The sequence below is a fragment of the Clostridia bacterium genome (assembly GCA_026414765.1).
In the GTDB taxonomy this organism is placed as follows: domain Bacteria; phylum Bacillota; class Clostridia; order Acetivibrionales; family DSM-27016; genus SKW86.
In genome coordinates this window covers 16,202-29,299 of sequence record JAOAIJ010000010.1, presented here as the reverse complement: position 1 = coordinate 29,299, position 13,098 = coordinate 16,202, and the positions used below count along the sequence as shown (strand labels likewise).

Sequence of the window (13,098 nt, the reverse complement as noted above, 5' to 3'; positions counted from 1 at the left end):
CTTTTCAGGAGGAAGAATGTTAAGAGTTCTTTATATTACAAATATACCCACTCCATATAGAATTGATTTTTGGAATGAGCTCGGTAAACATGTAGATTTGACAGTTTGGTTTGAAGCTGCTAACTATAAACACAGGAAATGGGACATAAGAGACCTTGGGTTGAATTTTAAGTATGAATTTCTGAAGGGTTTAATGTTTGGCGCCGGGAGACAGTTTAATATCGGTATGTTCAGAAAACTGAAACAGGAAAAATATGATGTATTAATAATAAGCTGTTACAATTCACCTAGTGAAATGTTGGTAATAACATGGCTGAATATAAAGAAAATACCCTTTATTTTTACTTCTGATGGAGGATTTCCAAAGAAAGATATAAAGATAAAATACCTATTAAAGAAATATCTTATTTCATCTGCAAGAGAATGGCTTTCTTCCGGGAGTAATTGCACTAGATACCTGAATCATTATGGGGCGGATAAGGAGTTAATTTTTGAATACCCATTTTCAGTGGATTTTAAGGTGGAAGGACAGACTTCCTTAACCTGTGAAGAACGTCTGGAGCTTAAAAATAGGGACAATTTAAATGACGTAGTGGTATTAACAGTGGGACAATTTATACACAGAAAGGGTATAGATGTTCTCTTGAGCGCTTTTAAAGAAATAGGTAATAAAAATGTAAGCCTGGTTATTATTGGTGACGGTCCGTTAAAGGAGGAATATGGCAGTTATGTTTCCGGAAATAACCTCCAAAACGTTGTCATTAAAGATTTTATGCAGAAAGATGAGCTAGTCAAGTACTATAAAATTGCAGATATTTTTGTACTACCAACCAGGTACGATATATGGGGCCTGGTAGTGAATGAAGCTATGTATTTCGGCCTTCCGGTTATTGCTACGAATAAAACCGGAGCAGCCTTTGACTTAATAGAAGACGGTGTAAATGGTTATGTTGTTGATTCGGAAGATATAGGGCAGTTAAAGTCTAAGTTGGCATACTTAATTGATAACGCTGAAGTGCGGGCTGAGTTTTCTAAAAAAAGCTTTGAGAAAATCCAGTATTACACAATAAAGAATATGGTTAAGCAATATTTAAATGCAATCAACAAGTTTCATAGTTTTCAGGGAAGGGAAAAGCATGAATAGAATCCTGTTCTACGACTTATTGAACGATGGACACCATTGGAACTATAATTTTAACCTGGTAAAAGGATTTAGTGACTATGACTGCTGTTATTACACTTCGTTAAGCGGGAGTGAAAGCGGTATGGCGGAGCAGCTGGATAGTGCTAGTGTAAAAATCCATACTGTCAAACTTTTGACATCCAAAAACAAGTTTATCAGGCTGGTGCTAAATTTACTTAATACATTGAGGCTAATCAGGTTTGCAGAAAAGAATAGATATGACCGTTTACACATTTTATATTTTGACCAGGTAATAGTCCATTTATTATTGAAGATATTCTTTGGAAGAAGTATAAAAGTATCAGCAACGCTGCATTGGCTCCCAAAACAAAGAATAAAACTTTATATCTTAAGTTTTCTATTAAAGTATAGCGTAGTTGATATTGTGATAGTTCATGGCGAATACTTAAGGAATAGGCTAATAGAGAGCTTGGGTGACAGATTTGCTCATAAAATTTTTTCTGTACACTACCCTATAATGAGTAAAAACACTATTAATAATAAAGAAATTCAGCTTGATTTACCTGAGCTGCAGTATTATCACAGGCCTTTTGTCCTATGTTTTGGAGGAACACGCTACGACAAGGGCTTAGACCTGTTGCTAAGCGCAGTCAACCTGATTCAGGAAAAACAGTTTTCTCTCTTGATAGTAGGAGAAGAACAGTACTTTAAGAGACAATATATTGAAGGTATGGTGAGCAGTATCAGAAACAAGGTGTTTTTAAAACTGCAGTATATTCCCGAGAACATGATGAGTATGTACTTTTCAGCTGCAGATATTGTTGTTTTACCGTACAGAAAGTTTTTTTCAGGGCAGAGCGGACCTTTGACAGAAGCTGCAAACCATAGATGTATTGCTATAGGCCCGGATGTTGGACAAGTTGGGTACACAATACAGCATTACCGCCTTGGGGAAGTTTTTGAAGCCGAGAATGTAACAAATATTGCAGAAACGTTGGGGAAGGTGATCGACAACGCTGAGGTCATAAAGAGCCGAATATTGGAAAACCAAAAGAAGTATTGTGAAATTTGCAGCCTGGATGGATTCGTAGAGGCGTATAGAAGAATTTTATTCTCATGATAGTATGGTAAAGAGGTCTTATGATGGGAAAAATCGAAAGAGTAATAATTTTATTATATATTGTTTTCCTACCCGTAACTAATATCACTTTTTTAAAAGATAAGATATACACGGCGGGTAATTCCTTATCTTTTTATGTACACATATTAGGAATGGTACTGATGGTCTTTAGCTGTATTAAAGCCAAAAGGCTAAATCTGGATTATAGAATTAAGATGTCAGTTTATATACTTACCATTTTGAATATTTCCAGTTTGCTAATGGCTGTGGTGCTGCATGAAAATCTAGGTGTGTTGATAGGGAGAGATACATACAAGGCAGTTTTTCCATATCTGATCTATTACTCACAATATATACTGATAATTATTTACAATAGCTATATTTTTAACGAAGTCGGCATGAAAAAAATTGTCCGGTGGATAATGTTCAGTTTTATTTTGCTGCTGATTTATGGATATATACAACTATTGCTCATGCGGGTTAATATTGGTATTTTAAACTTGGCTATGAGTTTTCTGGAAAATGTTGATATACCTTATGTATTGGACAGAGGTAAAATTAACTTAACAAGTACAGAAGCCTCAAAAGCCGGATGTTTACTGAGTGTTTATGTTTTTCCATTGTTGTTTTCCATATATAAGAACAACGTGTATAAGAAGTCCTTTATAGTACTGCTTATAGCTCTCTATCTTCCTATATTATTCTTTACGCAAAGCACAAGCGGTTACATCGGTTTCGTCATTGCTGTTCTTTGCTACTATATGCTTGATTTAAAACGGAGTATGGAGAAAAGGCGGGTACATATACATTTGACAATAGCTGCTTTAGTAGCCGTCATTGCGTTATGGATTGTAATTGATAATTTTGAGGCAATAGAGCAGTCTACAATATATCAGACAACCTTTGTCAAGCTGTCCGATTCAGAAAATTTATCAACGATGCAAAGATCAACCTCAATATATACAAATATGAAGGCTGTTTTAGATTATCCCATTCTAGGAGTAGGCAATGGAAATCAAGGATTTTTCTATATTAAGTACTTCCCTGATTGGGGATTTCAGTCCTTTGAGGCAGCAGAACTTTATTACGATCGCACCAAATGGCCGGGTGCAGGGGCTTTTATTCCGAGCTATGTATCAGGTTACGGGGCTTTGGGTGTTATTTTGCTTCTTATACTGATCAGAAATGCATGGACAAGTATTAGAAGGTTAAGAGGTTCAAAATTGAATTTTATATCCGATTTTGTAATAATCTCCTCTGCGGTTTTTATTTTTCAGGCTATATCAACAACCGATGTTATAGGCATGTATTACCTTGTATTTATATATAGCCTTGCTATTGATACATATAGTACCAGTATTAAATAAAATTTATAAATTAGACAGAGGTGATTCCTATAAAACCCAAGATATGTATCATTGGACAGTTTCCTCCACCTATTCATGGTCTTTCAAAAGCTCTTGATACGCTGTATAACTCCAGACTATCAATAAAATACAAATTTTCTATGATTGATCTTACAAAGAACTGGAAGTTTTTATTTAATCTGATGAATATTGTCTTGAACAGAAGCCAATTATACTACCTTACAATTTCTCAGACTAAATTCGGAAACTTGAGAGATTTATGCATTCTATTCATTCTCTTATTAAAAAGAAAGAAAATAATTATACATCTTCATGGAGGGTACTACGGAAGATTGTACGAATCTGATATGGGCATAGTAATGCGGTTCCTAAATAGGATATTACTCTCAAATGTAAATAAAGCTATTGTCCTTTCAGAGTCACTTAAAAATTCCTTTGAAGGCATATTACCAAAACATAAAATTGAGATAGTCAGCAATTGTATTGATGATGAAATATTTATTTCTGAGTATGAGTTTGATGAAAAGCTGCAGTCAATAGACTGCTTGGAAACAGTTAATATACTGTTCTTAAGTAATATGATAGAGAGCAAAGGCTATAGGACTGTACTTGAAATTTCAAAGATTTGTAAAGAAAATAGGCTGGAAGAATATAGATTCATTTTTGCAGGAGGTTTTTTCTCAAAGGCTGATGAGGAATACTTTTTTGATTTTACTAAAAAGCATCAATTATCAGAAACTGTAGAATACAAGGGAATTGTTACAGGGTTAGAAAAAAGAGAATTACTTAGAGGAAGCCATGTTTTTATTCTGCCTACAAACTATAATAAAGAGGGACAACCCATATCCATAATAGAAGCTATGGCTGACGGTATGTGTATTATAACTACTAAGCATGCAGGCATTCCAGATTTGGTTACGGATAGGGAAAATGGGTTTTTAGTGCCATATGGAGATTACAAAAAAATGTATGACAAGATAAGAGAAATATCAAGTGACAGGGGTAAGCTTAAAGAAATCTATCTAAATAATAGAGATAAAGTAAAAAAATATTTCTTACAGGAACATTACATAAAGAATTTAGAAAAATTATTTGATGATGAGTTAATTTGAAAGCCTCATTATCAAAGAGTGTAACAATGGGATATTTTGTGGGTGTGGAGGTTCATATGGTTGATTTGAGCAAATATAACCAGCAATGGTTTGACCGTGGGAGAAGCAGTATAACTGTGCTTATCTGGTACATAGTGCAGCATACCTTATTTAAGTTTTCCCTTCATAACATGTATGGGTACAGAGCTTTCTGGCTCAGGCTTTTCGGATGTAAAGCAGGTAAAAATGTCAAAGTCAGGCGTACTTGTGAGATAACTTATCCCTGGAAGGTTGAAATAGGGGATAATAGCTGGGTTGACGATGAAGTACTGATATATAGCCTTGATAAAATAGTAATTGGTTCAAATTGTTCAATAACCAGAAGGAGCTTTCTCTGTACCGGTAACCATGATATAGAGGACCCCTACTTCGGTCTTGTCGTTAAGCCTATAACAGTCAAAGACGGTGCATGGATACAGGCTGATTGTTTTGTTGGACAAGGTGTAGTGATTGGACAGAATTGTGTGGTAGGTGCAAGGAGCAGCGTCTTTAATGATTTACCTGACAACATGATTTGTTATGGTACTCCGTGCAAACCTGTTAAAGGGAGGGTCTTGAGAAGTGACTAAAAAAATATTGGTAATGGGAGATTATTTTTATCCGGATGTACAGTCGACGGGACAGATTTTGACAGAATTATGTACTGAACTTCAAAACGATTTTAGTATTACAGTACTTACATCTGTCCCATCGTCTAACACCGATCAATATAGTGAGGCGATTAATTACGAGAATTATCAGAACTTAAGGTTAGTAAGGATAAAAACTAAGCCGTTTGATAAGAGGAGCAAATTCAGCAGAATTAAGCATATAGTTGAATATTTTTTTCTTGTAAGACAGGCTATAAGAAAGCTGGAAAAACAAGATATCGTATTAGCAATATCTCAACCACCTATACTGGGAGGACTTCAAGGTATTTACGCAAAAAAAATTCACAAGGCCAAATTTATTTACAATATACATGATTTTAACCCTGAACAGGCAGAGGCGGTAGGATATTTCAAATTCAGCTTTATTTATAAAATTCTGAAAATGATAGACACAAGTACATGCAAAAAGGCAGACAAAATAGTTATTGTAGGCAGCGATATGAAGGAAACTCTGAGGAGAAGGGGAATTGAAGAAGACAGTAAGATTTTTCTAATCAACAATTGGATTGACGAAGAATGTGTGTATCCGTTGGCAGATGAAAAAGTCGAAGAGTTCAAGGTGAAATACCGGATAGACAACAAACTTATTATTATGTATTCGGGGAATATAGGACTCTATTATGATCTTGAAAACATTATAAAGGTGCTTGGCAAGTTCAAACATAGAGAAGATATAGTATTCGCATTTGTAGGTGATGGAGCAAAAAGAGAAGAACTGGAGCTATGGGTAAAAACAAATTGTATAAACAATATCAGATTTATACCCTATCAGAAGAAAGAGGAAATAATATACTCTTTAAATGCCGCAGATGTACATATTGTAGCAAATAAAAAAGGTATCAAAGGGGTGTCTGTTCCGTCAAAAATCTACGGCGTTATGGCATCAGGCAAATACATACTTGGTATTCTTGAGGGTGGTAGTGAAGCAGCAAGCCTAATAGAAAACAGTAGTTGCGGCTGTATCATTGAACCAGGTGATTATAGCAGGCTGCATAGTACTATTGAGGCTATTATTGATACAGACAAGGTGAGTCTGGCCATGTCAGGAATCAGAGGAAGAAAGTATCTGGAAACTTATCTGCGAAAGGGTCAGGCTATAGAGAAGTATTTATCATTATTCAAAAGTTTATAGAATAAAACAGTGGATTACAACACTTGCCAAGGGGTATAGGGATATGGGAAGAGTTTCCGTAAACAATATGAAAAAAAAAGCTTTATTAAGTGCCAGCATCATACTGGTAGTAATATTTGTTTCAATGTCATTTTTATTTTCCAACCAAAATGGTACTGTTTCTAATAGTATTACAAAGACAATTAAAGATGAAATCATAAGGACGTTTTTCCCGGACTATGAGGGAACATACCTAAAGATAGTAAGAAAAGGGGATAAAATATTCTCATATGGTTCTGCAGATAATAAGAAATGGTTATTAATCAGTCAGCCTGTCCATATCCCGCTAAATAATACGGTTTATATAGGTATGGCTGTAATATCTCCAGACCCCAATCTCCTCAGTTCTGCTATTTTTGACAAAATCACGATAGACAATTCAAAAGAGATACAGGACTTAAGCTTTTGGAAGCAAGCCGATATAGGTAAAGCTAAATTACAAGGTAGTACTGAATATGTTGAAAATAAATACATAATAAATAGCTCAGGTGTAGATGCATGTTCTGGATTTAGATACTTATACAAGGAGGTATATGGTGATTTTTCAATCTCCGCCAGAATCAATTATAGCAGTAAAGCAAACAGCCGGATAAAGAGCGGTATAATGGTGAGGAATAAGCTTGATTTATCAGATAAGTTTTCTGATTTGATGATAACCCCTTCCGATGTGTTTGTATTTCACTGGAGAAATGACAATAAGGTTAATTCTGTATTGAAAACTAAAATCGCATTAGGAATAGATTATAACTATAAACTTAGAAAGGTATTGCATTTTTCAAGCTTTTTAGTATTAGCCTTTTTGATATTTATTGCTCTTAGTTTTTTTAAACTCAAAATAAAGCTAAAAATGCTACTAACATTGCTTCTTTGTGTAATTCTAGCTATATTTGATGAATTGCACCAACTATATATTCCCGGGAGGAGTTCACAATTTACAGATGTGCTTATAGATACTGCCGGTGCTGTGTTAGGGACGGTTATTATTTCTATTGGCAACGCATTGAGGAAACGGAAAATATAGTAAATACTGTTACTTGTTTGATATTCTGCTTTAAGGCAAAGAAGCAAGGGCATATTTTATAGAAATCCTTTTTGTCACAAAAAAAGGAAATATTTATTTTATGTCGAATAATATATGTATTCATACCTACAAAAATCCTATTCAAATGGGGTCTTAAAATGGAACAAGATATCATTTTCTCCTCTGAGCACATATTGATAACAAAACGTCAGGATGGTTTTTATATTGAATCTTTCAAAAGCGGCATGTCTGTTGAGCAGTTTAATAAGCTGATGAGTGAGCATAATGAAATCAGGATTACCAGCTTTATTGCCATAAAGAATGCTCTTGTTTTTGCGCCCAAACCTGCTGTTAAATTCGGGGAGATAAAGGAAAGGATAACTGTGGATATTTCCAGTGATGAACTTAAAGCCTATATAACGCTTTGTGTTATGGAAACTGAAATCCAGAGTGACAAGAAAGCCTTACTGGCTAAGGAAATACTAAAGAAGCTGGGAGAAAACGGAGTAGTATTTGGTGTAAAACATGATGTCATACTAAACCAGTTGTGTAACAATAAGCAGATTTTGATAGCTGAAGGAATTCCACCCGTTAACGGCGAGGATTCCATAATAAAGATGTACGAATTGAGAGAACCTAAGCCTGAAGCGAAGGAAGATGGAAATGTAGACCATTATGAGCTTAATCTGATAAACAAAGTCCAGGCCGGAGAGTGGCTGGGTGAAAGGACAGATCCTACATTAGGAACTCCGGGCAAGTCAGTCCGGGGTGACACTGTTATGCCTATGCCGGGAAAGAAATATCCCATCCTTTTTGATAAAAGGTCCGTAAGGGAAGTATATGAAAATGGCGTGACAACGCTTAAAGCCCTGTTTGACGGAGCTGTCTTCTACGAAGGGGAGAGGGTAGGCGTTTCCAATCACCTGGAGATAACGGGAAATGTAGACTTTAAAACAGGTAATATAGATTTTGAAGGTTTCCTGACTGTGAAAGGCTCTATTGAAGATAATTTCTCTATAGCAGCCGACCAGGATGTAGAAGTTCTTGGTGATTATGGGGTAGGAAGTGTAAGGGAGATCGTAAGCCGGGAAGGAAGCATATATATAAAGGGAGGTATAGCGGGAAAGAACAAGGCCGTAATAAAATCCCAAAAGGATATATATACAAAATTTGTTTCTGATGCGACCATAGTTTGCGAGGGAAGTGTACATATAGGGTTTTACTGTTTAAATAGTAATATTGTAGCGAAAGAGGTAATACTGGATTCTCCTAAAGGGCAAATAATCGGAGGAAATATTGAAGCGGAAATAAAAGTAGTATCATCAATTATAGGCTCTGCAAGCGAGAAACGGACAGTAATATCTGTAAAAGGGTTTGACAGGAACTTTTTGAGAGACCGTCTTGAAAAAGTTATTTCAAGGGCGGAAGTAATGAAAAATGATCTAAACAAGTGCAAACAGGAGATAGCAATCTTTTCAGGAGCACAAGAGCTCACCCGTGAGCAGAACAGCATATACGAGCATACGAAAGACAGGTTTTTTGACTTGAAGAAAGACCTGAAGCATCTGGAAGATGAGAAGAAAGCATTGGTAAACTATCTCAAGACTCACGGTGAAGGGGAGATTGCTATTTTGAAAAAGGCTTATCCAGCAACGGTGCTTGAAATAAAGAAGATAGTGAAGGAGATCAATGTGGTTACCACAAATACAAGCTATTATGTTCAGGATGGGGAGCTAAAAGAGCTATAGGGATCTGATCATTTGTGCTTGCAGCTATAAAGGGACTTACTGATAAATCCATTTATGTGTGTAATAATGAGGGGGAAAAGCTATGGAATACAACTCCATTTTAGATAGAATTGAGGAACAGAAAAAAGATCTGCTTTCTGCAAAACTGTTCAGATATGCAGGTCTTATACAGGCTATTGAGTTTTTTTCTCAGAAGCTGAATTTTGATCAGATTTTGGATGCGGGATTTGATTTTGTAAATGAGCTCTTAACTGTTGAGCATTCTGCTGTTTTTGTGCTACAAGGTAACAGCTACATACTGAGGAAGCTTAAAGGCTATGAAAATGGGGCAGCTATAGTAAAAAACAATGAAAAGCTTGAAAACTTTGCAGTATTACACGGAGGTATACTCCATGACCGGGAGCACCTGGAAAGGTTTTTTGAAGGTGATATATTAAGTAAGTATAATGTTTCGGTTGTAATTCCATTAATAATGGATAACGTATTGTTTGGGTTTATATTTATTGACAACAAGATGGTTGGGCAGCTTAACGAGGAAGACTACATAATTTCAGAAGCATTAATGAAGCTGCTTAATAACGCACTTGAGAACTATAAACGGTATGAAGAGCTCCAGAAGGCAAACAAGGAGCTTGATGAAAAGATATTCAACCTTTTTGCCATAAACCAATCATCAAAAGCGCTTTTAAGCGAATTAAGCCTCGATGTATTATACAACCTTTCTGTCGATGTTTTTTCCGAACTGACTCAAAACAGTATTACCGGGTTTGTACTGTTTGATGAAAAGAGTGAAAAATTTATACTGAAGGCCTTTAAAGATATATACTACAATGATATTGATTCCAATACAGGTCTGACTTTAAACAAAAAAGCGAGAGTGGATACAAACAGGGTTATAATAAATACTTCTGAAAAGAGGGATGTTTTATACTTTAACAGCCTTTTTACAGAGGGGATTGACGGACTTAAAGCACTAAAAGTCCACTACATAATTCTACTCATAAAAAATGGTAAGATACTTGGCTTTGTTACTCTCGGACAATCTGTCACCGGAGTGGAGTACAAGACAGGTATGTTTGAACTTATAGAAAGTCTTGCTTCTGCCACATACATAGCCCTTTCCAACGCTCAGCTGTTCAAGCAGGTAAACGAACAGAAGAAAATTATACAGAGCAAGCTTGAAAAGCTTACTTCCCTTAATGATTTGATGAAGAATATTAACAGCTCATCAAGTGTTCAGACACTTATAGAGCTGACATTGAGGACTTTTGAGATATCGTTCCTTGTGGACAAGGCTTTAATAGCTTTATTTGATAAGGAAAAAGGATCGTTTCATGTTGAAAAGACCTTGAATATATCAACCAAAAAAAGGGAGATAAAACTTACAGATAGCTGGAAAAGAGTCATGGAGGGGGATACGGTATACGAGGCAAGGGAAGACGGAGTCCTCAAATATATCGATAAAGCCCTGATAGAGGATATTGGGGATAGCTCGGGCATATTGATTATACCCATATATCTGGACAGGCTGGAGATAGAACTCCTGGGGGTACTGATTTTCTTCAAATACAAAAAAACTGCTATAAACGATGAAGAAAACATTCTTACCATGGAAACCGTCGCCGGACATATTGCACCTGTATTGAGCAATCTTTTTACAATAGAAGAACAGAAGCGGTTTTTACTGCCTAACTATATTGAGATGTTCAAGAAGGATCTAAAGGAAAGCATAAGTGAGGCATTGGAGTTTTCTTTAGATTTGGAGGTGCTGCAGGTAGTTGATACAAGGAAATTTGTATTTAAAGGGAATACTATTGTCGGGAAACTGGAGACAGCTTTTAAAAAGGTTTATCCGTTCTCAAACAACGATATATTCATAATTTGCTCCGATGATAAGGATATAGGCAAGAAGCTCAAAAAAATAGCAAGCTCTAATGATATTAATGTAAAAAGATTAAAACTAGGCAAGGATTTCAGGAGCTTTCAGGAATTCTTCAAACTGTTTTAGTCTGAACGGAAGGTGTAATTGTTTGGCTATATTGTGTGGTGTTGACATAATAGAGATTCAGAGGATAAGAAAGTCTATTGAAAGTACCGGAGGTGCTTTCAAGGGGAGAGTTTATACGGATAGAGAAATTCTATACTGTGAAAGCAGAAAAGTTGTGAAGTATCAGAGCTATGCAGCAAGGTTTGCAGCAAAAGAAGCGGTATCAAAAGCCTTTGGGACGGGAATAGGAAAAGGAATCGAACTAAAGGATATAGAAATTCTAAATGATGATTATGGAAAACCTTATGTTATTCTTAAGGGAAAAGCCAGACAGATATATAACGAGCTTGGAGGACAGGAAATATCTCTTAGCATCTCCCACTGCCACGAGTATGCGGTAGCATATGTTATTGTGCAAACCCCATGAAATGCAATAAAAAAATACACAGAACCGGTTATCTGAGGCGAGGATTAGTTATCTCGCTTTTTGAATATTTTCCGATATAGGTGCACTTTATTTATTAATACAAGGAGTGTTACAAATTTGAAGAAAGTTAAGTTTTTACATTGTGCAGACATACACCTTGATACACCCTTTACATCACTCAGCGGAGGAAAAGGAAGAGCTTCCATAAGAAGACAGGATTTGAAGGATGTATTTGGGGATATAATTTACAGGGTAAAGAGTGAAAATGTAGAGCTTCTGCTGATTAGCGGAGATTTGTATGAGCATAATTATGTGAGAAAATCTACAATTAATCATATTAATGATTTGTTCAGGGAGATACCTGACACAAAAGTTTTCATCGTTCCGGGAAACCACGACCCTTTCATTATCAACTCTTACTACTATAACTTTAAATGGAGTGAAAATGTTTTTATACTGACAAGTGAAAATCCTTATGTTGTTTTGGATGATATGGGGGTGTGCATATATGGTGTAGGGTTCAGGAATTTTTATGAGGAAAAGTCTCTTACCTATAACATAACATCAATTGATAAAACCTACATCAATATACTACTCGTACATGGTACTGTGGATGTGAATATTAAACAGAACATGTACAACCCTATGGATAGCAAAAATCTATCAGGGATGGGCATGGATTATATAGCCCTTGGGCATTTTCACAACAGGATAGATGACATAGGTGGATATGGTGTCATATATAATCCTGGAAGTCCTGAAGCACTGGGGTTTGACGAAACGGGGAACCATGGTGCCTTTATAGGTACATTATCAAAAGATTACAGTGGAAATAGAAAGCTGGATATTGAATTTATAAAACTGGGAAAGCGGTTTTACAAAAAGATAGAAATAGATGTCAGTGGCTGCTGCACTAATGAACAAATAGCCAGTCTGATAGAAGACTCTCTGGTAAAGTTCGGAGACTCTGCAACGGATGCAAAAAGCGGTTTATTCTCTATTACTTTAACTGGGTATACCGACAAAGACTTCAAAATAGATTCCTCTTTTATACAAGAATGCTTATACGATAAAACCTTCTTCATAAAGGTATGTGATGAAACGGACATAAATTATGACTTTGGCGAGTTAATGAAGGAAGCTGGCCTGAGGGGTCTCTTTACACGGAAGATTTATTCGCTTATAGAAAAAACAGAAGATGCATATGAAAAGAGGCTGCTTATGAAAGCTCTTTATTATGGACTGGAGGCGCTTGAAACAGGGAAAGTGGAAATTAATTGATAACTCATACCTATCAATTATTATTTGGGGG

At 35.9% G+C, this 13,098-nt stretch carries 11 protein-coding genes; all 11 read left to right on the top strand.

What is annotated here, in order from left to right; all coding sequences use genetic code 11:
• The first annotated feature begins 16 nt into the window (after positions 1-16).
• Positions 17-1,144 carry a glycosyltransferase family 4 protein gene (locus tag N3I35_02330; GenBank protein MCX8128919.1) on the top strand — a complete coding sequence of 376 codons (1,128 nt, stop codon included), beginning with the start codon at positions 17-19 and terminating at the stop codon, positions 1,142-1,144.
• Positions 1,137-2,264, top strand: coding sequence for a glycosyltransferase family 4 protein (locus N3I35_02325; protein ID MCX8128918.1), 1,128 nt, complete (start codon positions 1,137-1,139; stop codon positions 2,262-2,264). Before N3I35_02330 ends, N3I35_02325 begins: the two co-directional genes overlap by 8 nt.
• A gap of 20 nt (positions 2,265-2,284) precedes the next feature.
• Positions 2,285-3,631 (top strand): O-antigen ligase family protein, encoded by a 1,347-nt coding sequence (locus N3I35_02320; GenBank protein ID MCX8128917.1) that lies wholly within the window; start codon positions 2,285-2,287, stop codon positions 3,629-3,631.
• A gap of 332 nt (positions 3,632-3,963) precedes the next feature.
• Positions 3,964-4,743: a glycosyltransferase family 4 protein gene (locus N3I35_02315; protein MCX8128916.1), complete on the top strand. Its 780-nt coding sequence runs from the start codon at positions 3,964-3,966 to the stop codon at positions 4,741-4,743.
• 56 nt (positions 4,744-4,799) lie between these two features.
• Complete coding sequence (locus N3I35_02310; protein ID MCX8128915.1) at positions 4,800-5,351, top strand: WcaF family extracellular polysaccharide biosynthesis acetyltransferase; 552 nt, start codon at positions 4,800-4,802, stop codon at positions 5,349-5,351.
• On the top strand, positions 5,344-6,564 hold the full coding sequence (locus N3I35_02305; protein MCX8128914.1) for a glycosyltransferase family 4 protein: 1,221 nt from the start codon (positions 5,344-5,346) through the stop codon (positions 6,562-6,564). Before N3I35_02310 ends, N3I35_02305 begins: the two co-directional genes overlap by 8 nt.
• Before the next feature lie 43 nt (positions 6,565-6,607).
• Positions 6,608-7,624, top strand: a complete 1,017-nt coding sequence (locus tag N3I35_02300) for a VanZ family protein (GenBank protein MCX8128913.1) — start codon at positions 6,608-6,610, stop codon at positions 7,622-7,624.
• 158 nt (positions 7,625-7,782) lie between these two features.
• Complete coding sequence (locus N3I35_02295; protein ID MCX8128912.1) at positions 7,783-9,372, top strand: FapA family protein; 1,590 nt, start codon at positions 7,783-7,785, stop codon at positions 9,370-9,372.
• Between the two features lie 82 nt (positions 9,373-9,454).
• A complete protein-coding gene (locus tag N3I35_02290) occupies positions 9,455-11,380 on the top strand; it encodes a GAF domain-containing protein (protein MCX8128911.1) in 1,926 nt (641 codons plus the stop codon).
• 22 nt (positions 11,381-11,402) lie between these two features.
• Entirely contained in the window at positions 11,403-11,786 is a 384-nt protein-coding gene (acpS, locus tag N3I35_02285; GenBank protein ID MCX8128910.1) for a holo-ACP synthase, read from the top strand.
• 117 nt (positions 11,787-11,903) lie between these two features.
• Positions 11,904-13,067: a DNA repair exonuclease gene (locus N3I35_02280; GenBank protein MCX8128909.1), complete on the top strand. Its 1,164-nt coding sequence runs from the start codon at positions 11,904-11,906 to the stop codon at positions 13,065-13,067.
• Positions 13,068-13,098: the final 31 nt, after the last annotated feature.

What these genes read in the sequence shown, in the direction of transcription:
- N3I35_02330 (MCX8128919.1), top strand. Translation starts at nt 17, where the DNA reads ATGTTAAGAGTTCTTTATATTACAAATATACCCACTCCATATAGAATT.
- N3I35_02325 (MCX8128918.1), top strand. Translation starts at nt 1,137, where the DNA reads ATGAATAGAATCCTGTTCTACGACTTATTGAACGATGGACACCATTGG.
- N3I35_02320 (MCX8128917.1), top strand. Translation starts at nt 2,285, where the DNA reads ATGATGGGAAAAATCGAAAGAGTAATAATTTTATTATATATTGTTTTC.
- N3I35_02310 (MCX8128915.1), top strand. Translation starts at nt 4,800, where the DNA reads ATGGTTGATTTGAGCAAATATAACCAGCAATGGTTTGACCGTGGGAGA.
- N3I35_02300 (MCX8128913.1), top strand. Translation starts at nt 6,608, where the DNA reads ATGGGAAGAGTTTCCGTAAACAATATGAAAAAAAAAGCTTTATTAAGT.
- N3I35_02295 (MCX8128912.1), top strand. Translation starts at nt 7,783, where the DNA reads ATGGAACAAGATATCATTTTCTCCTCTGAGCACATATTGATAACAAAA.
- N3I35_02290 (MCX8128911.1), top strand. Translation starts at nt 9,455, where the DNA reads ATGGAATACAACTCCATTTTAGATAGAATTGAGGAACAGAAAAAAGAT.